This is a genomic window from Neptunicoccus cionae (assembly GCF_002860325.1).
Classification (GTDB): domain Bacteria; phylum Pseudomonadota; class Alphaproteobacteria; order Rhodobacterales; family Rhodobacteraceae; genus Amylibacter; species Amylibacter lutimaris.
Window position 1 is genome coordinate 363,461 of record NZ_PKOJ01000001.1, and the last position, 22,969, is coordinate 386,429.

The window sequence follows — 22,969 nt, forward strand, 5'->3', positions numbered from 1 at the left end:
CGTTCAGGACGTTTTTTTCCCGAGCAGTTCTTCGGTATGCGCCCCAAGCTTGGGTGCTGCGTCTTTGGTGGCCAGATCGGCACCTGAGAAGCGGATCGGAGAGCGCACACCGGGCAGCCCGTCCAGTTCGATCTGCATGCCGCGGGACTGGACATGAGGGTCTTCGAACAGCTCTTTCATATTGTTGATCGGGCCGGCAGGAACCGTATTGGCATCACAGGCGGCCAGCAACTCTGCTTTAGTGTGCTTTCGGGTTTCTTCCTGTAGCACGGGCACCAGAACCTCGCGGTTTTTGACCCGCAACGGATTGGTCGTGTAATCCGCGTGGCTTGCCAGATCGGGGCGGCCCAGAACATCGCAGAAGCGGCGGTATTGGCCGTCATTGCCACAAGCGATAATCACATGCCCGTCCGATGTGGGCAGCACTTGATAGGGCACAATATTGGGATGGGCGTTGCCTGTCAGACCGGGCGGGTTTCCGGTGGCCAGATAGTTCCACGCCTGATTGGCCGTCACTGCTGTGGCCACATCCAGCAGGGACATATCAATGTGTTGCCCCTTGCCGGTTCTTTCTCGGTGGGCCAGCGCGGCCTGAATGGCGATCACAGAGTATAATCCGGTGAACAGGTCGGTAATCGCCACGCCGCATTTCTGCGGTTCACCGTCAATTTCGCCGGTAATCGACATCAGGCCGGACATGCCCTGCATCAGAAAATCATATCCCGCCCGGGGGGCATAGGGGCCGGTCTGCCCGAAACCTGTGACCGAACAATAGACCAGACGGGGATTTGCCTCTTTCAGGCTGTCGTAATCCAGCCCGTATTTCGCCAGCCCGCCAACCTTGAAGTTCTCGATCAGCACATCGGCTTCGCTGATCAGGCCCAGCAGGTCTGCCTTGCCCTCGGGGGTGCGGAAATCCACCACCACCGATTTCTTGCCGCGGTTGCAGGCATGGAAATAACCGGCGGCGACATCATCGCCCCGATCAATAAAGGGCGGGCCCCACTTGCGGGTATCATCGCCGTCCGGCGCTTCGATTTTGACAACTTCCGCCCCCAGATCGGCGAGCGTCTGGCCAGCCCACGGGCCAGCCAGAATACGGGCGAGTTCAACCACCCGCAGGCCATGTAATGGCGTATTTGTCATGGATCAGCTGCCAAGTTCGGCGTCGATGATCTTAGCCAGCTCGTCGTAGGGCAGGTTGCCGTATTTGGTACCGTTCACAAACAGGGTCGGCGTGGAGTTCACCTCGTCCGCTGTGGAGGTTTCCTGAAAACGGGCAACCATGGCTTCGGCCATTTTCTGATCGTTCAGGCATTCGTCCAGTTGTTCGTCGGACAGGCCGGCAATTTTGCCGATCTTGCGCATCTCTCCGACGATCTCAGCCGGTTCACCAGCGCGGGACCATTCGGCCTGACGTTTGTAGAGCATATCCGCAATGCCAAAGAATTTGGACGGATCACAGCGGGCGATCATCGCGCCCCACAGACCGAACCGGTCAAAATAGACTTCGCGGTAAACAAAGTTGATCTTGTCCGTGTCGATGTAATTCGCTTTCAGCTGCGGATAGGTGTTGGCGTGGAAGCTGGCACAATGGGGGCAGGTGAAAGACGCGTATTCTGTCACTGTCACTTTGGCGAGTTCGTTGCCAAGGCGCATGTCCGGAACGGTTAGGGTCTCTTCCTGTGCGAAAGTGATAGAGCCAGGCAGTGTGGTCGCAGCCAGTGTGGCCAGTGCGGTACGGCGGGTAATCATAACGGGAACCTCTTGGATTAGGATTTCTGTTTCTTCAGGATGTTTTCACCCAGCGCGGCAAGGGCCGCTTTTAACCCACCGTCTGACACGTCAGATACGGTCCGGGCAAGCACCTCTTTCTTTTCGGCGCTCAGGGGCGGTTTTTCGGGGCGGTCGTGGTAGAAATCCGCCTGTTTATCGGCAAAACCTGTGGGGGATGTCTGGGTGATATGGATGCGGCTGATCGCGGCATAGCCATAGGTGGCGTTCACGCGGTCCTTGATCTGGGGTAGCTGCATCTGCACCATCGGCGCGTTGGCACCGGTCGTCAGAAGGGTCAGGGTTGCGCCCATGCCCTGACGGGTATAGCCGACTTTCACAGGGCGGGCGATCCGCGCAACAGACTCTCCGGCGATTTCCGCCCAATGGGTCAGCAGACGGGTTTCCGAAAACCCCCGCTTTTCCGATGCCTTGCGGATTTGCGTGCCAAGGATACCGCCGGTTTGCAGAAACCCACGGGCCTTGCGCCGCGTAAACGCGGGCTTGGACGGGGAATTCTTCGATTTCATGGCGGCCATGGCTGTCTTAACCTTCGATTCACGTTATCTTACGCAGGCAAAGGGCGGATGCCAGCGAATTGGTGGTAAAGAGGTGATAAAACTTGTGTGAGAAGATGACACAGCAGTCGGCAGATTTGCTGGACTGGTACGATATTCACGCCCGCGAAATGCCGTGGCGTGTCGGCCCCGCCGCACGGCAGGACGGTGTGCGGCCCGACCCCTATCACATCTGGTTGTCAGAGGTCATGCTGCAGCAGACAACCGTGGCCGCCGTGAAGGATTATTTCCGCAAATTTGTCAGCCGCTGGCCGACTGTGCGCGATCTGGCGGGGGCTCAGGACGGTGATGTCATGGCTGCTTGGGCGGGGCTTGGCTATTACGCGCGGGCCCGAAACCTGCTGAAATGTGCCCGCGTGGTGGCGCAGGAGCATGGCGGTGTCTTTCCCGATACTTACGACGCGCTGTTAAAGCTGCCGGGCATCGGCCCCTACACAGCCGCCGCCGTTTCAGCCATTGCCTTTGACCGCCGTGCGGTGGTTCTGGATGGGAATGTGGAACGGGTAATGGCCCGTTACTACAGGGTGTTAGACCCTTTGCCTGCCTCTAAAGAGACCCTTCGGACACTCGCAGACGGTCTGACACCAAACCGCCGCTGCGGGGATTATGCACAGGCGGTAATGGATCTGGGGGCGACGATCTGTACGCCGCGTTCTCCGGCCTGCGGGATTTGCCCGTGGATGGCCGATTGCGCAGCGCGGCTGGCTGGCGATGCGGCCAGCCTGCCGCGTAAGACACCGAAAGCCGCAAAACCGATCCGGCTGGGCGTTGCCTATGTGGCAGAGCGCACAGACGGCGCGGTGCTGTTGGAACGCCGCCCTGACAAAGGGCTTCTGGGCGGAATGCTCGGCTGGCCCGGCAGCACGTGGCAGGAGGCGCCCCATGACGCAGAGCCACCTCTTGATGCGGACTGGCAGGACAGGGGCGAGGTGCGCCACACCTTCACCCATTTCCACCTGCGCCTTCAGGTCCGCTTTGCCCGAGACGTCAGCGGCGATCCGGACAGTGGCAGTTTCCTGCCACGGACGCAGTTTTCTCCTGCCGATCTGCCCACAGTCATGCGCAAGGCTTGGGATCTCTGCCGCTAACCCCTTGCGCCCTTCAGCCCTTGCGGATCGTCCCGTCGGCCACCCACGCGTCAAAGATTTCCAACGCTTTATCGGCAAAAGCCTGATCGTTGATATGGGCATCTACCTCGGAATAGCTGATCGGGTCGGTCATCACCTTGCGGGCTTCATCGGTAAACGCGGCCAGCCCTTCGGGATCATGGGCGACATCACCTTCCCTGTCCCATTCCTCAACCCCGTGCAGCGGCATGATGAAATGGGTCGGAGCAGTTGCTGTTCCCAGCCGTTTCGCCACTTCGCGGGCGGATTCGCGGCGTTCCTCGGCGTTGAAGGCAGAAGATTTAATCAGGCGGTTGTGTTCGTGGAAGGGGCGGTCGCGATAGCTTTCGGGGATATCCTGCCAGCCTGCGAAATCCACCAGATCGAAACAGCCGGGGGCCACGATTTGTGGGATGCCGCTGCGCCCCGCGCTCAGCATCCGCTGGCTGCCGCTGCTGACGACGGATCCGGCAATGAGATTACCGAGTTCCGACAGGCCGAAATCCATCACGCAACAGAACCGCCTCTGTGCGGCAAGGGATTCAAAGGCCATGCCGCCCATGCCGGTGGCGTGGAAAATGGCAACCTCGTAGCCGCGTTGTTCCAAAGCGGGTTTCAGCAATTTCATGTATTTCAGGCAGGACGACCCGAGCGAGGTCATCCCGACAATGGGCCGGTCGGTAGAAGGTGGCTCTACCGCACGGGCCGCCCCCAGCACCGCTCCGGCTGCTTGCGACAGGGATGCCTTGCAGACAGAGTTCAGGCCGTAGAGGCCACCCGCCCAAAGGATCATCTGAATGTCCGCTGACAGGCGTTCCGGCGGGATGATCGGGGAAAAAGAGACTGTTGAAACGACATATTTCGGCACGCCCATCGGCAGCGCCTGACAGACATCCAGCGCCAGATCGGTGCCCATCGTGCCGCCCAGAATGACTACGCCGTCAAACGCGCCGTCGCGGTACAGCTGCGCTGCTAGCTGCGATGCGCCCCGCGCCATGATCTGCATGGCGGTGTTTTCATCGCCAGAGTCGATCGCCGCCTTGATAGAGCTTCCAGCGGCTTCGGCCACGGCATGTTTGGAGTGGTCACAAGGCTCTGACGGGTCGCCCAGTACGCTGACATCCATCGTCAGAACACCGCCACCCATTGCGGTGATCCGCTCTGCCATATAGTTCAGTTCGTCGTCTTTCGTGTCATAGGTGCCAACGATCAGAATAGTCTTGTCAGACATGGGTGCCTCCCGAATTCAGCCAGTTTGCAACCACTTGGGTTGCTGTTTTGATGTTGCGCGCATTCCGTGCTTCTGCGCCTTCAAGTTCCATCCGCGTTACGATCCAGCCTACATAGGTGCAGGCCCGCAGGGCGATGAACAGAGGCAGATGGGTGATGTTGATAGCGCGTTCGGACTGGTAGCCGCCAATCAGCGCAGCTTGCAATTCACTGGCGTTGCTTTCTTCGCGGATGCGGAAAATCGTTGTGGCCAGTTCAAACAGCCGGAAACCGTGGCCGCAATCGTCAAAGTCGATCAGATGCAGGTCGTCCCCGTCGATCAGGATGTTCTCGCGCAGCAGGTCGGCGTGGATCAGGCCGAAATCATGCTGCCCCTCCGCCAGTGCCGTTGCAGCCTTCGCGCGAAAGCGTTCAAGCAGCGTTTCTTGCTCTGCCGTCAGGGTCGGATTTTCCCAGAACCGCCCCCAGAGCGGTGTCTCACCGATCAGACCCTCCGTATCCCAAGCCGGACGGGTGAACCCCTGTGGCGGTGTCCACGCATCAGAGGCCGCATGCATCCGCGCCATGGCCTGACCAAGCCTGTAAAACGTGCCTTCCGGATCATCCAGATCAAGAGGCGTTCCGTAGGCGCCCATCTGATGGCCGGGCAACCATGTCAGCAAATCGAATTGCGCGCCCTCTAACACTTGCAGATGGGCCCCATCCGAACCGGCAATCGGGCGGGGCAGCGAAAGCCCGGCCCCGTCGAGTGCGTCCATCCACGCCAGTTCCGAGCGCAACTCCCCGTCCGTGCGATAGCCGCCGCGGTGATGGCGCAGGGCGTAGACCGCATCAGGTGTTGTCACGCGGTAGACGCGGTTTTCTCTCTCGGCCACCAGATCCACAGACAGTGTTTCAATATCCCAGCGGTCGATCGCCTTTTGCGCAAGCGTCTCTGTCATGGCTGTACATCCGTCAGCACCTGATCCAGCGTTTCTACCAGCAGATCCGCGTTTTCGCGCGTGAATTGCAGGTTCGGTCTGATTTTCAGTGTGTTGTAGTGGATGCCGATCTTGTTCAGCAGCACACCGCGATTGCGCAGTTCCTCAATCACCCGCAACAGATACTCCGTCGCAGGCGCTTTGGTGGCGCGATCCGTCACCAGTTCCGCGCCAAAGAACATGCCCCGACCCCGCACATCGCCAATGACTATGTGTTTGTCTGCAAGCTCTTGCAGTCTGGCTTTGGCATAGGCCCCCACATCCGCGGCCTGTTGCATCAGTCCTTCCTGTTCAATCACTTCCAACACCGCCATTGCGGTGGCGCAGGATACTGGATTGCCGCCAAAGGTGTTGAAATAGCGGAATGCAGTGCGGAATTCGTGCATGATTGCGGATGTTGTTACGACACCTGCCACCGGATGGCCGTTGCCCATCGGTTTGCCAAGGGTCACAACATCGGGCGTGATCCCCTGATACTGATGCCCCCACATATGGCTTCCGGTGCGTCCGAAACCGGGCTGGACCTCATCCGCGATCAGGATGCCGCCGGCATCGTGGACAGCTTTCAGCGTCGCATCAAGGAAACCGGCGGGCAGATCGGGAAAACCTTCATTGGCAAAGAACGGATCAATCAGCAGGGCGGCAAACCCGTGACCGCTTTCTTCCAGTTCGCCAATCTTTGCCTTCACCTGCTCGGCAAAATACGCCGCCGGATCATCCGAGGGCGGACGATAGCTGTCGGGGGCCGGAACATGGCGGATATGGCCCGATTTGCCGAATTTCGACGGGTTGGTGGTGGACAGGGCCGAAACTGCCGTGGTGTTGCCGTGATAGGTGTGATCGGTGACGATGATCCCCGTTTTACCGGTCACGGCCTCTGCCATGCGCAGGGCAACGTCATTGGCCTCTGACCCGGTGCAACACAGCAGCGCAGTGTTCAGCGCATCGTCAAAGGTCGCTGTCAGCTTCTCCGCGTAATCGACAATTCCTTCGTGCAGATAGCGGGTGTGGGTGTTCAGCGTTGCCGCCTGATCGCACATGGCTTTGACCACATGGGGGTGGCAATGCCCCACATGGGGGACATTGTTGTAGCAATCGAGGTATTTCTTGCCGTCATGGTCCCAGACCCAGACGCCTTCACCTTTCACCAGATGAACAGGCTCTTCGTAAAAGGTGGACATGTTGGGCCCGAGAACGGCATCGCGGCGGGCAAGGAGAGATTTGCTGAGCGGGTTCATAACTGTATCCATGCGGTTTTCAGGTTGGTGTATTTGTCCAGCGCGTGGAGCGATTTATCCGAACCGTTGCCCGATTGTTTATGACCTGTCAGCGGCACAGTGTTATCCGGCCCGCCGTAGGTGTTCACATGGACAACGCCCGAATTGATTGCCCCGATCATGCGATGGGCGCGGGACAGGTTGGCGGTCCAGACACCGGCGGCCAGACCCAATTCGCTGTCATTGGCAAGCTGTACGGCCTCTTCCTCTGTGTCAAACGGCGTTACCGCCAGAACCGGCCCGAAAACTTCCTTGCGGAACACGGTGTTCGACGGTGTCACGCCGGACAGGATGGTTGGCGCCATATAGCTGCCGCCGGTTTCTTCAAGAATGCGGTTGCCGCCTGTGACGCATTCCGCACCTTCGCTGATTGCGGCTTGCGTCAGGCGCAGGTTTCCGGCCAGTTGGGTTTCCGAATTGACCGCACCAATCTGGGTGTTCAGGTTCAGTGGATCACCAACCTTGAAGGCTTCGGCGTGGGTTTTCAGTGCGGCCACAAAATCGTCGTGAATGCTGCGTTCGACCAGCAGGCGGGACGCGGCCACACAGACCTGTCCCGCGTTTCGGAAGATGCCTGCCGCCGAAACTGCCGCCGCCTTATCGAGATCGGGCGCGTCGGCAAAAACCACATTCGGGGATTTCCCGCCCAGTTCCAGATAGACCCGTTTCAGGTTCGACTGGGCCGAAGCCTCCAGCAGCTTGCGCCCCGTCATGCCCGATCCGGTAAAGGCCAGCACATCCACGTCCATAGACCGTGCCAGCGCATCCCCTGCGATCCGGCCATCGCCGGTGATGACGTTCAGCACACCCGCAGGCAAACCGGCGCCCGCAGCGATTTCAGCCAGCCGCAGCAGAGACAGGGATGCGGTTTCAGCCGGTTTCACCACGATGGAATTGCCCGCTGCAATGGCTGGGGCAATCTTCCACGCGCCGATCATCAGCGGGAAGTTCCAAGGGATAATAGCACCGACCACGCCGACCGGTTCGTGATGCACCAGACCCAGCGTGCCGGCTGCGGTAGGGGCGATTTCGCCCGGAATCTTGTCGATGGCTTCGGCGTAATAGCGGAAGGTTGCAGCGGCGGAACCGGCCTCGGCCTTGTAGGCCATAGCAAATTCCGTGCCGTTGTCGCGGATGCCAAGCACCGACAGCGCCAGCGCATCGGCCTCAATCGCGTCGGCCACAGCAAAAAGAATTTTTTTGCGGGCAGCAGGGGCCAGTCGTGACCAGCGCCCGTCGTTAAAGGCTGCACGGGCAGAGGCCACGGCCATATCCACCTCGGCCGAAGTGGCGTTGGCAATCGTGGTCAATTGCGCACCGTCAATCGGAGAAGTCACAGCCATCGGTTCGGCGGCACCTTGCACGGGGGCGTTGTCGATGAACAGGGATTGAGGGGCTACAGTTTCACGCCGCAGCGCGTCGATTTGCGTTTGTGTCGTCATTGGTTTTCCGTAGTGTTGCGATCCCTCCACATGCGCCAGACATGAGAGCCGAGCACGACGAGGATCAGAAGAAACAGGATAAAGGCGATGGGACGGTCGATCATATCGAGCGGGGATTTCACGCGCATCATCGAGGTGCGCAGCTTTGCTTCCATGATACCGCCCAGAACCATGCCCAGAATGATCGGCACAATCGGCAGGTTGAGCCGCTTCAGCATAAATCCGAACACACCGAAACCGGCAGCAATGGCGCAGTCGATGGTAGAGTTGCGCAGGGAATATACGCCGACAAAAGACAGGGTCAGAATGATAACGCCCAGAAAACGGGTCGGAATCTGGATGATCTTCAGCAGCAGGTTGGTGGAACACAGCAGGAAGGCCACCACCATCACGTTCAACACCAGAAGCGCGATATATAGTGCGACAACAAAATCCATCTGGTTCTGAAATAGCTGCGGGCCGGGTACGACGTTGTGCACGTAAAACACGGACAGCATCATTGCCGTCAGCGCCTCGCCCGGAATGCCAAGCGCCAGTAACGGGATCATCGCGGCGGCGGGCACAGCGTTGTTGGAGGCTTCAGAGGCGATCAGCCCCTCTGGTGCGCCGTTGCCGAACAATTCCGGCGTTTTCGATCCGCGCCGTGCGGCAGTGTAAGACATGAATTGCGCGGTAAATTCCCCGACACCGGGGATCATCCCCATCAGCACCCCGAAAGAGGCACTGACACTGGCCACCTTTTTGTAGCGGAACAGTTCCTTAAAGCCCTGAAACAGATCGCCGGACAAGGTGCCGGTGCGCGGTGCGCGGTTTTTGTCCACCAGCAAGACGATAGCTTGGGAAATGGCGAACAGACCCAGCACGACCACGATCAGATCAACGCCGCCGGACAGCCAGCTTTGCCCGAAGGTGTAGCGTTTGGAATACTGGATCGGCTCCAGCCCGATGGTGTTCAGCCAGATGCCGAAACAAGCCAAAGCACCCGCAATCAGGATCTGCCCGCGATGGGCCAGAACCACCAGAATGATGCCGAGCAGCGAGGCGAGGAAAATCTCGCGGCTGCCGAAATGGGGGGCGATTGCGGCTAGCATGGGCGACAGGAAGATCAGGCAGACCACCGCAAAGACGCCACCGAAAAAGCTGGCAGAATAGGCCAGCGACAGCGCGCGGCGGCCTTCGCCCCGTTGGGTCATCGGATAACCGTCATAGGTGGTCAGTGCGTTGACCGCTGTGCCCGGTGTGTTCACCAGTACGGCAGGTATCGCGCCGCCATACATGGAACTGCCGTAAATCCCCAGCAGCGCGGTCAGACCGACAATAGGATCAAGCGAGAACGTCGCCGGAAGCAGGATGGCAATCGCCACCGCAGCGCCAACACCGGGAATAGCGCCGATGATGACACCTCCGACTGAACCGACAACAAGGGCGATGAGGACATCCCAGCGGGCGAGGATGTCAAAGCTGGAAAGAAGCAGATCCATATCAGAAATTCAAAATCATAAAGTTGCGCAATCCGTCGGGCAGATACTCATAGAGCGCGCCTCCGGGGATTTTCACGCCGAGAAGCGTCTTGAAGATCACTACAATCGCCACACCGGATGCAGCGGCCCAGCCCAGCATCGCCGGACTGCGATAGCCCATTCGTAGGGCCAGAAGGGAGGTGAAGAGAACAGTGCTGGGCAGATAGCCCAGTCGCGGGACCAGCACCACATAGACCATGAACCAGCCAACGAATTCAAAGGCTCTCAGCCAGATTACGACTTCAGCACCGGTGCCGTTTTTGGCCTGTTGCCGCATGTGGGTCAGAAGGTGCAGACCAGTGAATAGGACCATGCCGATCACACCGACACCGGGCCAGAAGGCGGGCTGTGCAAAAAGTTTCCCTTTGGCGGAAAACTTGGCCTGATCGCCGATTTGCGTCAGCAGTAGAACGGATATTGCGAAGAACAGACCTACAAACAGAAACTCTCCGGGTTTGGCTCTTTTCGGTTCGGCGCTCATTTCGTGCTCCTTCGCAGGTTTGGAAAAACCGGCCCGATTGGGCCGGTTCAAATCTTGAAACAGGGTAGGATTATTCTACCAGACCGTTCAGTGTGCCCAGTTTGCCGGCGTCTGTTTCGATCCGCGCAGCAGATGTTTCAGCATCCTGCCAGTAAACACCCGCGCCCGTTTCGGCGGCCAGTTTCTGGGCGCGCTCGGACATCATGGTTTTCTTTGCAACGGCGATAATTTTCTCACGCACGTCTTGCGGGGTGTCCTTGGTCACGAACAGGCCGTTCCACAGGGAGATACCCAGATCGGCATTTACTTCACCCATGGTCGGTGTGTCCGGAACCTGAGGAATGCGCTCGTCTGTCATGGTGGCCAGGACGGTAATGCTGTCAAGACAAGGGAGAACCAGTTGCAATGTGGTGTTGATCACATCCGCATCGCCGGAAGCCAGCGTATTGCAATCCAATGCATCAAAAGCAGCTTCGGAACCCCATTCAAATCCGGCAGTTTTGGCATAGGCCAGCGAGACTTTGGTCGGGATCAGCGGCGCTCCGAAGTGGCCAAGTGCCAGTTCGTTGGACTTGGCATGTTCGGCCATTTCCTCAACCGTTTTAAACGGAGCATCACCGGATGTTGCCAGAACAAAAGGATATGTCAGGAAGATACCAAGCGGGTCGAATTTTGCCGGAGACAGTTCGTCAATGCCGATCTCGTGGCCGATAAGGGGAACGCCAATCACGAAAGAGCCGATGGTATAGCCGTCCGCAGGCGCGGTCGCGACATCAATAGCGCCCGGGAAAGGGCCGCCGCCGCCGCCCGGCTTGTTCACCACGGCCGCTGCCACGCCGTATTCCTTCTGAAAGTCCTCGGCGATCATGCGTGTCAGAACGTCTTCCAGATCACCCGGAGGCCACGGCACGATAAAGTTGACGGGTTTTTCGGGGTATTCGGCCAGCACGGGTGTGCCGATTGCGGCCGCTGTCAACGCAGCCGCAGCTGCTGCAGATATAAAATGTTTCATGTGGGACTCCCTGTCCGATGTCTTGTGTTCCAAGTCATAACCTTGGATCATTATTCAATCCGTCGGTTGAAATAATGATTGCTTCAAAGCAGTATCGGTGTCAAACAAAAAACGATGCATTTGCAACGATAGGGTAACAGATGAGCACCGTAGAGAAGGCTTTGGAGATACTGGACCTGTTCCACACAGCCCGTCCTTCGGTCGGTTTGTCAGAGGCAGCACGGTTGCTGAAACGGGATAAGGCTACGGTTCAGCGGTATCTCAGCGCGCTTGAATCCCAAGGCTTTCTCGAACAGGATCCCTTAAGCAAAACCTACCACCTCGGTCCTGCAGTCACCCGATTGGCAACCGTTCGAAACCTGACATACCCAATTGAAATTGCAGCAAAAAATGTGCTTTCAGATTTGGTAGAAAAAACTGGAGAAACTGCACACCTGACCCATCACCAGAAAAGCGGGTTAAGTGAAATTGCCATTGTGGAAACCTCTGTCAGGGCGACGCGGGTCTATATTGATCCCGCCGAAATTCTACCCTTTCACGCCACGGCGTCGGGCATCGCCTATCTAAGCTGTCTGGATGAAACAAAGCGCAACAGGATTCTGAATCGTTCACTGGAACGGATCACAAGCGAAACCCCGCTGGAGCGCGAATCAGTGCTCGCGCTGGTGGAGCAGGCTCGGACTGCGGGGCATTCTGTCATGTTCGGAACTTTCGAAACCGATGTTGTCGGGATGGCTGCACCGGTTTTTGACAACACCGACACGGTTTGCGGTGCGGTGGCCGTCGCCACGCCCATGTCCCGCTTTGATGACAGGGTCCGTGATTGCATCGCACTCAATATCAACGAAGCGGCACAGGCCATTTCCAGACTTTACGGAGCACGGCGTCAGCCGGTTTCTGCAGCGGCTGAATAGGCGCGCCCCCTTAAACCGCCCGAACGGGTTTTGACCAATCAAAGGATCGGAAAGATGAAAGACGATAACTTCCTTAAAGAAAATAACGCAAAGCACATGTGGCATCCGATGGCGCATCCGGGCGCGCAACAAGAGAATCCGCCTGTGATCATCACCGGGGCTGCGGGTGTCAAAATCACCGACATTGACGGCCACGAAGCGATTGACGCTGTTGGTGGCCTGTGGAACGTGAACCTCGGCTATTCCTGTGATGTGGTGAAAGAGGCAATTTCCAACCAGTTAAATCAGCTTCCTTACTATTCCACCTTTGCCGGCACATCCAATGACGCTGTGATCGAGCTTTCCTACATGCTTCAGGAATTCTTCCAGCCAGAAGGTATGACGCGTGCCTTCTTCACCAGCGGAGGATCGGATTCCGTTGAAACCAGCCTGCGTCTGGCTCGCCAGTACCACAAAGTTCGCGGTGAAACCCAGCGCACCAAATTCCTGAGCCTGAAAAAAGGGTATCATGGCACTCATTTCGGCGGTGCATCTGTCAATGGCAACAACCGTTTCCGTACCGCCTATGAACCGCTTCTGCCCGGCTGCCGCCACCTGCCGGCACCTTACGCCTACCGCAACCCGTTTAACGAATCAGACCCCGCAAAACTGGCGCAACTGATCTTGCAGGCAGCCGAGGACGAGATCGCGTTTCAGGGGCCGGACACCATTGCCGCCTTTATTATGGAGCCGATCCTAGGTGCAGGGGGAATTATGGTGCCTCATGAAACCTTCATGCCGGGGATGCGTGAAATCTGTTCCCGCCACGGTATCCTGATGATCGCGGATGAAGTGATTACTGCCTTTGGTCGTACCGGCGACTGGTCCGGTTCGCGCCATTGGGGCGTACAGCCTGACATGATGTGTACCGCTAAAGCGATCACCAACGGCTACTACCCGTTTGGTGCCTGCATGATCGGGGAAAGCATGACGGAAGTATTCGAAAAATCCGGACCCGAAGGGTCTATCGGGCACGGCTACACTTATTCCGGCCATCCGGTCGGGGCTGCTGCTGCGGTTGCCTGTCTGAAAGAAACACAGCGTCTGGACGTACGGGATAATGCCGCGGCGCGTGGGACGCAGATGTTTGAAGGCGTGCAACGACTGAAAGAAAAGCACAGCGTGATCGGCGATGTGCGCGGCGGGCACGGTCTGATGACCGCCATCGAATTTGTGTCCGACCGCGAGAGCAAGAAGCAGATGGGACCGGACTTTGGTGCCAAAGTCGCCAAAGTTGCATATGAACACGGCGCAATGCTGCGAGTGTCCGGCGCAAACATCCTGCTGTCCCCGAGCCTTGTTATCAGCGAAGCTGAAGTCGACACGGTTCTGAACGCGATCGACGCGGGTATCTCTGCTGCGGGTTAAATCCGCCAAACACTTTATGACAACCGGACTGGCCGCCCTTCACGGCGCGGCCAGCCTTCCCCACCGTTTGAATTGTGTGTTCCCGTCTTTCGTGCCAGATTGCGAAAAAAACCGGAGCATTCATGTCTGGCGATCCCATCCGCACCAATTTCCTTGCCGCGCTGCCATTCTGGTTATCGCTCGGGTATTTACCTGTAATCGCATTTGCCGGTTGGCAGGGCGGCTGGTGGCTGGCGCTGACGCCGGTGTTCGGTTGGTGGATCATGTCAATCGTGGACGTGATTGGTGGTTTGCGCACCGAAAATGCGGACCCGCAAACACCGGATGAAAGCCTGCGCTGGTACACGCTGATTACCCTGATCTGGCCGTTCTTGCAGGTGCTGCTGGTTTTCGGCGCCTTGGCTTATGTCAGTTGGGGTGATCGGCTGGGCACGCGGGAAAGCTGGATATTCATGGCAACCGTCGGTATTGCCAGTGGTACCATCGGTATAAACTACGCCCATGAACTGATGCATCAGAAATCCCGTTTCGAACGGTTTTTGGGCGATATGTTGATGACAATGGTGCTCTACGGTCATTTCCGCAGCGAACACCTGCTGGTGCATCACCGCTATGTGGGGACGCCGCGTGATCCGGTGACTGCCCGCTATAATGAAGGGTTCCACCGGTTTTTCCGGCGTGTTCTGGTCTCTTGCCTGCGCTCTGCTTTCAAGGCGGAAAAGGCGATGCTGGCGCGTAAGGGATTGCCTGTTTATCACAGGAGCAATCCGTTCTGGAGATATGCTGCATGGCAGACCGCGTGGTTGCTTCTGGCCTATATGATCGGCGGATGGGCCGGTGTCGGCATGTTCTGTTTGCAGGCTTTTGTAGCGGTATGGCAGTTGGAGCTGGTCAATTATGTCGAACATTACGGGCTGACCCGCCGCCATCTGGGGGAAGGTAAATACGAACACGTTCTGCCCCGCCATTCATGGAATGCTGCGCACCGCGTAACCAATTACGTACTCATCAATCTGCAACGCCATTCCGACCACCACTATAAACCCAGCCGCCGGTTTCCGCTGCTGCAAAACTACGACGCGGATGAGGCACCGCAGCTGCCCTACAGCTATCCGATCATGACGATTATGGCGATGATGCCTCCGTTCTGGCGGCGCTACATGAACCCGAAAGTGCGGGCGTGGCGGCGCAAATACTATCCGGATGTGGAAGACTGGACACCCTATAACAAAGCCTTGAACCCGCTACCGCGCTAGGGCTGTTGCCTCATACGGGAAGCGGAAAACAAAAAGACCTGCGGATATCATGAGGATACCCGCAGGTCATGGATCAAATGCGACAGAGATTTATTCTACGTCGAATTCCAGTGGTTTAACCTGCTGGAACATGCCAGTTGCTTTCAGCTTGTCCAGAACAGATACCGGAGGCTGTGCATCAAGGTACAAAAGCGCGATGGCGTTTGCGCCGGCTTCGGAACGGCCCAGCGTAAAGTTCGCAATGTTCACGTCGTTCTGACCCAGAGTCTGGCCCAACGTCCCGATGATACCGGGCACATCGTCGTTTGTGGTGTAAAGCATGTGACGGCCGATTTCCGCATCAATGTTGATACCTTTGATCTGGATGAACCGTGGCTTCCCGTCCGAGAATACCGTGCCAGCAATAGAACGCGTTTTCTTCGCAGTCTTGACAGTCAGCTTGATGTAGCTGTCGAACACACCGGATTTTTCCTGTGTGGTTGTAGAGCACTGGATGCCACGCTCTGCTGCAACAACAGGAGCTGAAACCATGTTCACATCAGGGTTTTGCGCCTTCATCACACCGGCAATTGCCGCAGAGGACAGGGCTTTGGTGTTCATTTCGGCAACTTTACCATCGTAAAGGATATTTACGCTTTCGATCGCTTCTTCGGTCATCTGGCCGATGAATGCCCCAAGATGGGAGGCGAGTTTCACAAACGGGCCAAGCACCGGAGCTTCTTCTGCTGTGATTGACGGCATGTTGATCGCATTGGTGACAGCACCGTTCAGCAGGTAGTCTGAAATCTGCTCGGCGACCTGGATTGCAACGTTTTCCTGCGCTTCGCTGGTTGCCGCGCCAAGGTGCGGGGTTACAACCACGTTGGACAGGTTGAACAGCGGGCTTTCTGTTGCGGGCTCGACAGCAAAAACATCAAAGGCTGCACCAGCAACATGACCGGATTTCAGTGCTTCAGCCAGTGCGTCTTCGTCCACCAGACCACCACGGGCACAGTTTACGATGCGTACACCCTTTTTCATTTTGGCAATGGCAGCGGCGTCCAGCATACCGGCTGTTTTATCGGTTTTGGGAACGTGCAGGGTAATAAAGTCGGCTTGGGCCAGAAGTTCATCCAGCTCTACTTTTTTCACGCCCAGATCGGCGGCACGTTCTTCGGACAGGAAGGGGTCATAGGCCACAACCTTCATTTTCAGACCCAGCGCACGGCTGGCCACGATGGACCCGATGTTACCGGAGCCGATCAGACCAAGGGTCTTGTTGGTCAGCTCGACCCCCATAAACTTGGATTTTTCCCATTTACCTGCATGTGTGGAAGCCGAAGCTTCCGGGATCTGGCGGGCCACGGCGAACATCATTGCAATCGCATGTTCCGCAGTGGTGATGGAGTTGCCGAAAGGCGTGTTCATCACGATCACACCTTTGCGGGACGCGGCGTTCAGATCAACGTTATCCACACCAATACCGGCGCGGCCGATCACCTTCAGGTTTGTTGCGTTCTCAAGAATCTTCTCGGTGACTTTGGTCGCAGAACGAATGGCAAGACCGTCGTAATCCCCGATGCGTTTCATCAGTTCTACTTTGTCCTTGCCCAGATCCGGTTCGAAATCCACTTCGATCCCGTTGTCACGGAAGATTTGCACGGCGGTCGGGCTGAGTTTGTCAGAGACGAGTACTTTAGGGGCCATTTTGGGCGTTCCTTATGTATAAATATGTAAGGGGTGGCCCCGCGTCTGGCGCGGGGCGAAAAGCTTATTGGGCGATCTCGGCGTTAAACGCCCAGTCGAGCCATGGCAGAAGCGCTGCGATGTCGGCTGTTTCAACTGTACCACCGCACCAGATGCGCAGGCCCGCAGGGGCATCGCGGTAGGCACCGATGTCCAGCGCAACACCTTCGGTTTCCAGCCGTTTCGCAACCGCTTTGGCAAAAGCCGCGCCGTCCGTGATCCGGTCGTCTGTGAACTTCAGACACACAGAAGTGTTGGAGCGGGTTTCGGGCGTTTCGGCCAGAAAATCGATCCAGTCGTTTGCCGCCACAAAGGTCTCGATCTCGGCAAGGTTGGCATCGGCGCGGGCTTTCAGCCCTTCCTGTCCGCCAACGGATTTCGCCCAATCGAGCGCGAAGAGGTAATCTTCGACGCAGAGCATCGAAGGCGTGTTGATCGTAGCACCTGTAAAGATACCGTCGATCAGCTTGCCGCCTTTGGTCATGCGGAAGATTTTCGGCAGGGGCCACGGCGGGGTGTAGTTTTCCAGACGCTCCACAGCGCGGGGCGACAGGATCAGCACACCATGGGCGGCTTCCCCGCCCAGAACCTTCTGCCATGAGAAAGTGGTCACATCCAGTTTGTCCCAAGGCAGGTCTTGCGCAAAGGCCGCAGAGGTTGCGTCGCAGATGGTCAGGCCAGCACGGTCAGCCGGAATGAAATCACCGTTTGGCACGCGCACACCGGATGTGGTGCCGTTCCATGTGAACACCACGTCATCGTCAAAATTGATCGCGGAAAGGTCGGGAAGCTGGCCGTAATCCGCATTCAGATGCGTGACGTCCAGTTTGAGTTGTTTGGTCACATCCGTCACCCAACCCGCACCGAAACTTTCCCATGACAGCATGGTCACACCACGTGCGCCAAGAAGGGACCAGAGCGCCATTTCAACCGCACCGGTGTCGGATGCGGGAACGATGCCGATCTTGTAATCGGCCGGAACGCCAAGAACTTCACGGGTGGTTTCGATTGCTGCTTTCAGCTTGTCTTTGCCCACGGCGGCGCGGTGGGAACGGCCAAGCGGCGCATCGCGCAACGCGTCCAGAGACCACGTTGGTGGTTTCGTACAGGGGCCAGAGCTAAAACGGGGGTTTTGCGGGCGTGCGCCCGGCTGAGATGTCGTCATCAGTGGTATCCTTACAGATATAAGCCTCTCGTTGGGGAGAGGTGTCCCACCGCCGCGTCTAGGACAGTTTTTGTTGCGCCGCAACAGGAAACACTGGTCTTTGTGACGTTTTTGGCGAATAAAGCGCCGCAAGTTGACCCAAAACAGAGTGACCAGATGTACGTTGCGACCCTTATTTCCAAGCCCGAAGATGCCCGTGTCACCGCCGATCTGGTGTCGTCAATAAAGTCGCGTCTGAACGGTTCCAACGTGGACTGGCTGGCTGAAGGGATCGCCTGCGATGTCTATTTCGAACAGGAACTCAGCGGTTTTGATGTGTTCTGGCGGGGGCTGGACCGGATGCGAATCGACTTTTGTGTGCAGCCTGTAGAGGGCCGTCGCAAGAAAGTCCTTCTCGCGGATATGGACAGCACGATGATCCAGCAGGAGTGTATCGACGAACTGGCGGCAGAAGCCGGTGTCGGCGAACGGGTTGCCGAAATCACCGCACGGGCGATGAATGGCGAACTGGATTTTGAGGCGGCGTTGAAGGAAAGGGTCGGCCTGTTGAAAGGTCTGCCAGTTGGTGTGATCGAAAAGGTTCTGAACGATCGGATTACCCTGATGCCAGGCGGGCCTGAACTGGTGGCGACCATGCGGGCGAACGGGGCCTATGCGGCGCTGGTTTCCGGCGGGTTTACCAGTTTTACTTCGGCTGTCGCGGCCAAGCTGGGATTTGATGAAAACCGGGCAAATACGCTGTTGCAGGAAGATGGTAAATTGACCGGTGAACACGGGGTTCCGGTACTGGGCAAACAGGCTAAAGTGGATGCGTTGAACGAAATCACAGCGGCCAAGGGACTCACAGCTGACGATGTGATCGCGGTCGGGGACGGGGCCAATGATCTGGGGATGCTGCATCTGGCCGGATCGGGTGTAGCACTTCACGCCAAGCCTGTCGTCGCTGCGCAGGTCGATCTGCGTCTGAACTATGCAGACCTGACGGGACTGTTGTATTTGCAAGGTTACAAAGCTGCGGAGTTTGTCCGCCCGTAAACAGGAGAGACCATGCTGGAAAAATTCGGAGAGAATATCTGGATCACGGCCGGCGATACTGTCGCTGTCGCCGGTTTCCACTATCCGACCCGCATGGCCGTGGTCCGGTTGAATAGTGGCGATCTGATGATCTGGTCGCCGGTTTCTTTAAGTGACCGTTTGCGCAAGGCCGTGGATGGCATGGGCGTCGTGCGGCACATTGTGGCCCCAAATTCCCTGCACCACCTTTCGCTGACAGATTGGGTGGCAGCCTATCCCGAGGCCACATTGTATGCGCCGCCGGGGTTGCGCAGCAAACGCAAAGATCTGACTTTTGACGAAGACCTTGCAGAAGGCGCAAATGCGGCGTGGCGCGACGAGGTTCAGCAGACCATTGTGGCAGGCAATTTGATCACGCAGGAAGTTGTCTTTTTTCACCGGCAAAGCGGTACAGTTCTGTTCACCGATTTGTTGCAACAGTTTCCGGCGGGCTGGCATAAGGGATGGCGGCGCGCGGTGGCGCGGCTGGATTTGATGGTTGAACCGGAACCAACGGTGCCGCGCAAATTCCGCACGGCTTTCCTGCGCCGTCGCAAGGCGCGGCAGGCTGTGGCACGTATCCTCGACTGGCCGGTCGAGAAGGTCCTGATGGCCCATGGAGATCCGGTAACGGTGGATGCCGCCGCCTATTTGAAGCGGGCATTCCGCTGGCTGACGGGATAGCGCTGCCCGAAGGCCAGCCGGATTTTCCGCAAGGATGATCTAAATGTCTTGACAGTAGGTCCGTATTGTTGACCTAAATCGGTCAGGAGGACAGACCTATGACAACACCCGAAGCGCCGCTTGACTGGGGCACGCGCTATGCTGCGCGTATGGCCGGTATGAAAGCATCCGAAATCCGCGAGCTGCTGAAGCTGCTGGACCAGCCGGATATTATCTCCTTTGCAGGCGGCATCCCCGATCCGGCGCTGTTTCCACAGGACCAGATCGCAGAAATTTATGCGCAAATCTGTAGCGATCGCAGCCGCTTTGATGCGGCGTTGCAGTATTCGGTTTCCGAAGGGGATGCGGGCCTGCGCCAGTGGATTGTCGGGTATATGGGGAAACGGGGCGTGGCCTGCACCCCCGAAAATATCCTGATCACCAACGGTTCCCAGCAGGCGCTGGAGTTTCTGGGCCGTATGTTCCTGTCACCCAAAGACACGGCACTGGTCGAAGCGCCGACCTACCTTGGCGCGTTGCAAGCCTTTTCCGCGATGGAACCGGCCTATGATACGTTGCCGACAGGCCAGACGAACCGCACGGTTGCCTCTTACCGCGATAATGCGGAGGCTGCAGGCGGCGCCGCGAAATTTGCTTATGTGGTGCCGGATTTCGCCAACCCGACCGGACACACCCTGACCGTTTCGGAACGCAAGAGCCTGCTGCAGTTTGCCCGCGATCTGGACATTCCGGTGATAGAGGACAGCCCCTATGTGGCGCTGCGCTATGACGGTGACGAGGTGCCGATGGTTCAGGCATTGGATTGCGCGGATCAGGGCGGGATAGAGGCGTCCCGCGTGATCAGTCTCGGTTCTTTTTCCAAAGTATTTACACCCGGCTTGCGGGTCGGCTGGGTTTGCGCCCCGCGGGAGGTTATCGGCAAGTTGACCCTGATGAAACAAGCCTCTGATCTCAGCAATTCGGCTATCAACCAACGGGTGATCGCAACGCTTGCAACCACGCGATTTGACCAACAGGTGGCTGAAGGCATCGCCCATTATCGCGTGAAACGGGACGCAATGCTGGCGGCGCTGGAGGAGCACATGCCTGACGGCGTGGAATGGAGCAAACCGGAAGGCGGGCTTTTCATCTGGGTTACGCTTCCCGAACCGCTCGACGCTACAGCCTTGCTGCAAACGTCTGTTGAAACGGCCCGCGTTGCCTATGTGCCCGGTCACGCCTTTTTCGCGGACGGTTCGGGGCGCAACACTTTGCGGCTCAGCTTCAGTCTGCCTTCTGTGGAGGCAATCGAAGACGGTATCGCAAAACTGGGTTCAGTATTGCGAGAGGCGACAGGGTAATTGTGATTGTGGAGCAGTTTTGGGATTCTTGGTCTCAAAAAACGCTTTGAGGCAACGATTTTTAGAGCAGGTCATGTGCATCTGGAATCACGTGATGAAGTAACTGGCCCTACAGGTTAATACGGCTTTATCGCTTTAACTGAGACAATTCCATCGGGCGGAAATTATGTGCGCCTGACGGACATCGATAAAAGCGCAAAGCGTGATAACTCAAGGAACCGCCCCATGAAAATGACAACAGAAGAAGCCTTTGTAAAAGTCTTGCAAATGCATGGTATCGAACATGCGTTCGGGATCATCGGTTCGGCGATGATGCCGATTTCCGATCTGTTTCCGGCGGCGGGCATCAAGTTCTGGGACTGCGCCCATGAATGCAACGCAGGCATGATGTCCGACGGGTACACCCGCGCATCCGGCAAGATGTCCATGATGGTTGCGCAAAACGGTCCGGGGATCACCAACTTCGTCACGCCGGTGAAAACCGCTTACTGGAACCACACACCGCTGCTGCTGGTCACACCGCAAGCGGCTAACAAGACAATCGGGCAGGGTGGTTTTCAGGAAGTCGAGCAGATGAAACTGTTCGAAGATATGGTGGCCTATCAGGAAGAAGTCCGCGATCCGAGCCGGATTGCCGAAGTGCTGAACCGTGTGATCGAAAACGCCTTCCGCGCCTCTGCCCCTGCGCAAATCAACATCCCGCGCGATTACTGGACTCAAGTCATTGATATCGAGCTGCCGAAAATCGTCCGTCTGGAACGCCCCGCGGGTGGTGAAACCGCGCTGAGCGAAGCAGCCAAACTGCTCTCTACTGCAAAATTCCCTGTGATCCTGAACGGCGCAGGCGTGATCCTTGCTGGTGCAATCGAAGACAGTGCAAAACTGGCTGAAGCGCTGGATGCGCCGGTGTGCTCGGGCTACCAGCATAACGATGCGTTTCCGGGGTCTCACCCTTTGGCCGCCGGTCCACTGGGCTACAACGGGTCCAAAGCAGCGATGGAGCTGATCTCAAAGGCGGATGTGGTTCTGGCGCTTGGGACACGGTTGAACCCGTTCTCCACACTGCCGGGCTATGGCATTGATTACTGGCCTAAAGACGCCGCCGTTATTCAGGTGGATATCAACTCCGACCGGATCGGCCTGACCAAAGACGTGACTGTTGCGATTCAGGGCGATGCGAAGAAAGTCGCGCAGGAACTGCTGGCCCGTCTGGACGACGGTGCAGGCGATGCCAACCGTGAAGAACGTAAGGCCACCATCGCCAAGACCAAATCTGCATGGGCGCAGGAACTGACCTCTATGGATCACGAGGACGACGATCCGGGCACCACATGGAACGAACGCGCCCGTGACCGCGAGCCGGGCAAGATGTCCCCGCGTATGGCGTGGCGTGCGATCCAGTCTGCCCTGCCGAAAGAGGCCATCATTTCTTCGGACATCGGCAACAACTGTGCCATCGGCAATGCCTACCCGACGTTTGAGGAAGGGCGCAAATATCTGGCCCCCGGCCTGTTCGGTCCCTGCGGCTACGGTTTCCCTGCCATCTGTGGTGCCAAAGTGGCGCAGCCCGACGTGCCTGTTGTGGGCTTTGCCGGTGATGGCGCTTTCGGGATTTCCATGAACGAAATGGTATCCTGCGGCCGCGACGACTGGCCCCCGATCACTATGATCATTTTCCGCAATTACCAGTGGGGCGCGGAAAAGCGCAACACCACCCTGTGGTTTGATGACAACTTTGTCGGGACAGAGCTCGACACCAATGTGTCCTATGCCGGCATCGCGCAGGCCTGTGGGCTGATCGGCGTACAAGCGACCTCTATGGAGGATCTGACGGACAAACTGGACACAGCGATCAAGGCGCAGATGAACGAAGGCAAGACCACCTTCATCGAAGTGCTGCTCAATCAGGAACTGGGCGAACCTTTCCGTCGCGATGCAATGAAAAAGCCGGTTTCCGTTGCCGGAATCAACCGCGACGACATGCGTCCACAGTAACTTTCGCAACTTTGCGGAACAGGACGGCGCC

General features: G+C 57.5%; 20 protein-coding genes. 8 read left to right on the forward strand and 12 right to left on the reverse strand.

Going from position 1 to position 22,969, the window contains the following annotated elements; translation table 11 throughout:
* Window positions 1-3: 3 nt before the first annotated feature.
* The 3 genes from C0U40_RS01760 to C0U40_RS01770 are packed head-to-tail and all read right to left on the reverse strand — an operon-like array spanning window position 4 to window position 2,312.
* Window positions 4-1,146, reverse strand: a complete 1,143-nt coding sequence (locus C0U40_RS01760) for a CaiB/BaiF CoA transferase family protein (RefSeq protein ID WP_101654029.1) — start codon at window positions 1,144-1,146, stop codon at window positions 4-6.
* 3 nt (window positions 1,147-1,149) lie between these two features.
* Window positions 1,150-1,755, reverse strand: coding sequence for a DsbA family protein (locus C0U40_RS01765; RefSeq protein WP_101654030.1), 606 nt, complete (start codon window positions 1,753-1,755; stop codon window positions 1,150-1,152).
* Between the two features lie 17 nt (window positions 1,756-1,772).
* The gene (locus C0U40_RS01770) at window positions 1,773-2,312 is read right to left on the reverse strand and encodes a DUF721 domain-containing protein (protein ID WP_286134733.1); all 540 of its coding nucleotides are present in this window, start codon (window positions 2,310-2,312) and stop codon (window positions 1,773-1,775) included.
* 95 nt (window positions 2,313-2,407) lie between these two features.
* Here C0U40_RS01770 and mutY point away from each other — a divergent pair, with 95 nt between their 5' ends.
* Window positions 2,408-3,439, forward strand: a complete 1,032-nt coding sequence (mutY, locus tag C0U40_RS01775; RefSeq protein WP_101654031.1) for an A/G-specific adenine glycosylase — start codon at window positions 2,408-2,410, stop codon at window positions 3,437-3,439.
* A gap of 13 nt (window positions 3,440-3,452) precedes the next feature.
* On the opposite strand, the gene C0U40_RS01780 is transcribed toward mutY, so the two are convergent.
* From C0U40_RS01780 to C0U40_RS01810, 7 genes are all read right to left on the reverse strand, one after another.
* Window positions 3,453-4,688, reverse strand: a complete 1,236-nt coding sequence (locus C0U40_RS01780) for a Tm-1-like ATP-binding domain-containing protein (RefSeq protein WP_101654032.1) — start codon at window positions 4,686-4,688, stop codon at window positions 3,453-3,455.
* Entirely contained in the window at window positions 4,681-5,628 is a 948-nt protein-coding gene (locus tag C0U40_RS01785; protein WP_101654033.1) for a phosphotransferase enzyme family protein, read from the reverse strand. The genes C0U40_RS01780 and C0U40_RS01785 overlap by 8 nt, the downstream gene beginning before the upstream one ends.
* Window positions 5,625-6,917 (reverse strand): aspartate aminotransferase family protein, encoded by a 1,293-nt coding sequence (locus C0U40_RS01790; RefSeq protein WP_286134734.1) that lies wholly within the window; start codon window positions 6,915-6,917, stop codon window positions 5,625-5,627. The genes C0U40_RS01785 and C0U40_RS01790 overlap by 4 nt, the downstream gene beginning before the upstream one ends.
* Window positions 6,902-8,386, reverse strand: coding sequence for an aldehyde dehydrogenase family protein (locus C0U40_RS01795; RefSeq protein WP_101654035.1), 1,485 nt, complete (start codon window positions 8,384-8,386; stop codon window positions 6,902-6,904). The genes C0U40_RS01790 and C0U40_RS01795 overlap by 16 nt, the downstream gene beginning before the upstream one ends.
* A complete protein-coding gene (locus C0U40_RS01800; RefSeq protein ID WP_101654036.1) occupies window positions 8,383-9,867 on the reverse strand; it encodes a tripartite tricarboxylate transporter permease in 1,485 nt (494 codons plus the stop codon). The genes C0U40_RS01795 and C0U40_RS01800 overlap by 4 nt, the downstream gene beginning before the upstream one ends.
* Window position 9,868: 1 nt before the next feature.
* Window positions 9,869-10,387: a tripartite tricarboxylate transporter TctB family protein gene (locus tag C0U40_RS01805; protein ID WP_101654037.1), complete on the reverse strand. Its 519-nt coding sequence runs from the start codon at window positions 10,385-10,387 to the stop codon at window positions 9,869-9,871.
* 70 nt (window positions 10,388-10,457) lie between these two features.
* Window positions 10,458-11,399, reverse strand: coding sequence for a tripartite tricarboxylate transporter substrate binding protein (locus C0U40_RS01810; protein ID WP_101654775.1), 942 nt, complete (start codon window positions 11,397-11,399; stop codon window positions 10,458-10,460).
* 140 nt (window positions 11,400-11,539) lie between these two features.
* On the opposite strand from C0U40_RS01810, the gene C0U40_RS01815 reads away from it, so the two are divergent.
* The 3 genes from C0U40_RS01815 to C0U40_RS01825 all read left to right on the forward strand — a co-directional run bounded on the left by C0U40_RS01815 (window position 11,540) and on the right by C0U40_RS01825 (window position 14,976).
* Window positions 11,540-12,313, forward strand: coding sequence for an IclR family transcriptional regulator (locus C0U40_RS01815; RefSeq protein ID WP_101654038.1), 774 nt, complete (start codon window positions 11,540-11,542; stop codon window positions 12,311-12,313).
* Between the two features lie 54 nt (window positions 12,314-12,367).
* A complete protein-coding gene (locus C0U40_RS01820; protein WP_101654039.1) occupies window positions 12,368-13,720 on the forward strand; it encodes an aminotransferase class III-fold pyridoxal phosphate-dependent enzyme in 1,353 nt (450 codons plus the stop codon).
* A gap of 122 nt (window positions 13,721-13,842) precedes the next feature.
* Complete coding sequence (locus C0U40_RS01825; RefSeq protein WP_101654040.1) at window positions 13,843-14,976, forward strand: alkane 1-monooxygenase; 1,134 nt, start codon at window positions 13,843-13,845, stop codon at window positions 14,974-14,976.
* Window positions 14,977-15,066: 90 nt separating this feature from the next.
* Here C0U40_RS01825 and serA read toward each other — a convergent pair whose 3' ends face one another.
* A complete protein-coding gene (gene serA, locus C0U40_RS01830; RefSeq protein WP_101654041.1) occupies window positions 15,067-16,662 on the reverse strand; it encodes a phosphoglycerate dehydrogenase in 1,596 nt (531 codons plus the stop codon).
* Between the two features lie 64 nt (window positions 16,663-16,726).
* Complete coding sequence (locus C0U40_RS01835; RefSeq protein ID WP_101654042.1) at window positions 16,727-17,866, reverse strand: phosphoserine transaminase; 1,140 nt, start codon at window positions 17,864-17,866, stop codon at window positions 16,727-16,729.
* A gap of 156 nt (window positions 17,867-18,022) precedes the next feature.
* On the opposite strand from C0U40_RS01835, the gene serB reads away from it, so the two are divergent.
* From serB to xsc, 4 genes are all read left to right on the forward strand, one after another.
* Window positions 18,023-18,901 (forward strand): phosphoserine phosphatase SerB, encoded by an 879-nt coding sequence (gene serB / locus C0U40_RS01840; RefSeq protein ID WP_101654043.1) that lies wholly within the window; start codon window positions 18,023-18,025, stop codon window positions 18,899-18,901.
* A gap of 12 nt (window positions 18,902-18,913) precedes the next feature.
* A complete protein-coding gene (locus C0U40_RS01845; protein ID WP_101654044.1) occupies window positions 18,914-19,603 on the forward strand; it encodes a DUF4336 domain-containing protein in 690 nt (229 codons plus the stop codon).
* Window positions 19,604-19,701: 98 nt separating this feature from the next.
* Window positions 19,702-20,943, forward strand: a complete 1,242-nt coding sequence (locus C0U40_RS01850; RefSeq protein WP_101654045.1) for a PLP-dependent aminotransferase family protein — start codon at window positions 19,702-19,704, stop codon at window positions 20,941-20,943.
* A 225-nt stretch (window positions 20,944-21,168) separates the two neighbouring features.
* On the forward strand, window positions 21,169-22,938 hold the full coding sequence (xsc, locus tag C0U40_RS01855; protein ID WP_101654046.1) for a sulfoacetaldehyde acetyltransferase: 1,770 nt from the start codon (window positions 21,169-21,171) through the stop codon (window positions 22,936-22,938).
* The last annotated feature ends 31 nt before the right edge of the window (window positions 22,939-22,969 follow it).

Bases quoted from the DNA above. Each gene is read 5' to 3' on its own strand.
- C0U40_RS01760 (WP_101654029.1), bottom strand. From the start codon at position 1,146: ATGACAAATACGCCATTACATGGCCTGCGGGTGGTTGAACTCGCCCGT.
- C0U40_RS01765 (WP_101654030.1), bottom strand. From the start codon at position 1,755: ATGATTACCCGCCGTACCGCACTGGCCACACTGGCTGCGACCACACTG.
- C0U40_RS01770 (WP_286134733.1), bottom strand. From the start codon at position 2,312: ATGGCCGCCATGAAATCGAAGAATTCCCCGTCCAAGCCCGCGTTTACG.
- mutY (WP_101654031.1), top strand. From the start codon at position 2,408: ATGACACAGCAGTCGGCAGATTTGCTGGACTGGTACGATATTCACGCC.
- C0U40_RS01780 (WP_101654032.1), bottom strand. From the start codon at position 4,688: ATGTCTGACAAGACTATTCTGATCGTTGGCACCTATGACACGAAAGAC.
- C0U40_RS01785 (WP_101654033.1), bottom strand. From the start codon at position 5,628: ATGACAGAGACGCTTGCGCAAAAGGCGATCGACCGCTGGGATATTGAA.
- C0U40_RS01790 (WP_286134734.1), bottom strand. From the start codon at position 6,917: ATGGATACAGTTATGAACCCGCTCAGCAAATCTCTCCTTGCCCGCCGC.
- C0U40_RS01795 (WP_101654035.1), bottom strand. From the start codon at position 8,386: ATGACGACACAAACGCAAATCGACGCGCTGCGGCGTGAAACTGTAGCC.
- C0U40_RS01800 (WP_101654036.1), bottom strand. From the start codon at position 9,867: ATGGATCTGCTTCTTTCCAGCTTTGACATCCTCGCCCGCTGGGATGTC.
- C0U40_RS01805 (WP_101654037.1), bottom strand. From the start codon at position 10,387: ATGAGCGCCGAACCGAAAAGAGCCAAACCCGGAGAGTTTCTGTTTGTA.
- C0U40_RS01810 (WP_101654775.1), bottom strand. From the start codon at position 11,399: ATGAAACATTTTATATCTGCAGCAGCTGCGGCTGCGTTGACAGCGGCC.
- C0U40_RS01815 (WP_101654038.1), top strand. From the start codon at position 11,540: ATGAGCACCGTAGAGAAGGCTTTGGAGATACTGGACCTGTTCCACACA.
- C0U40_RS01820 (WP_101654039.1), top strand. From the start codon at position 12,368: ATGAAAGACGATAACTTCCTTAAAGAAAATAACGCAAAGCACATGTGG.
- C0U40_RS01825 (WP_101654040.1), top strand. From the start codon at position 13,843: ATGTCTGGCGATCCCATCCGCACCAATTTCCTTGCCGCGCTGCCATTC.
- serA (WP_101654041.1), bottom strand. From the start codon at position 16,662: ATGGCCCCTAAAGTACTCGTCTCTGACAAACTCAGCCCGACCGCCGTG.
- C0U40_RS01835 (WP_101654042.1), bottom strand. From the start codon at position 17,866: ATGACGACATCTCAGCCGGGCGCACGCCCGCAAAACCCCCGTTTTAGC.
- serB (WP_101654043.1), top strand. From the start codon at position 18,023: ATGTACGTTGCGACCCTTATTTCCAAGCCCGAAGATGCCCGTGTCACC.
- C0U40_RS01845 (WP_101654044.1), top strand. From the start codon at position 18,914: ATGCTGGAAAAATTCGGAGAGAATATCTGGATCACGGCCGGCGATACT.
- C0U40_RS01850 (WP_101654045.1), top strand. From the start codon at position 19,702: ATGACAACACCCGAAGCGCCGCTTGACTGGGGCACGCGCTATGCTGCG.
- xsc (WP_101654046.1), top strand. From the start codon at position 21,169: ATGAAAATGACAACAGAAGAAGCCTTTGTAAAAGTCTTGCAAATGCAT.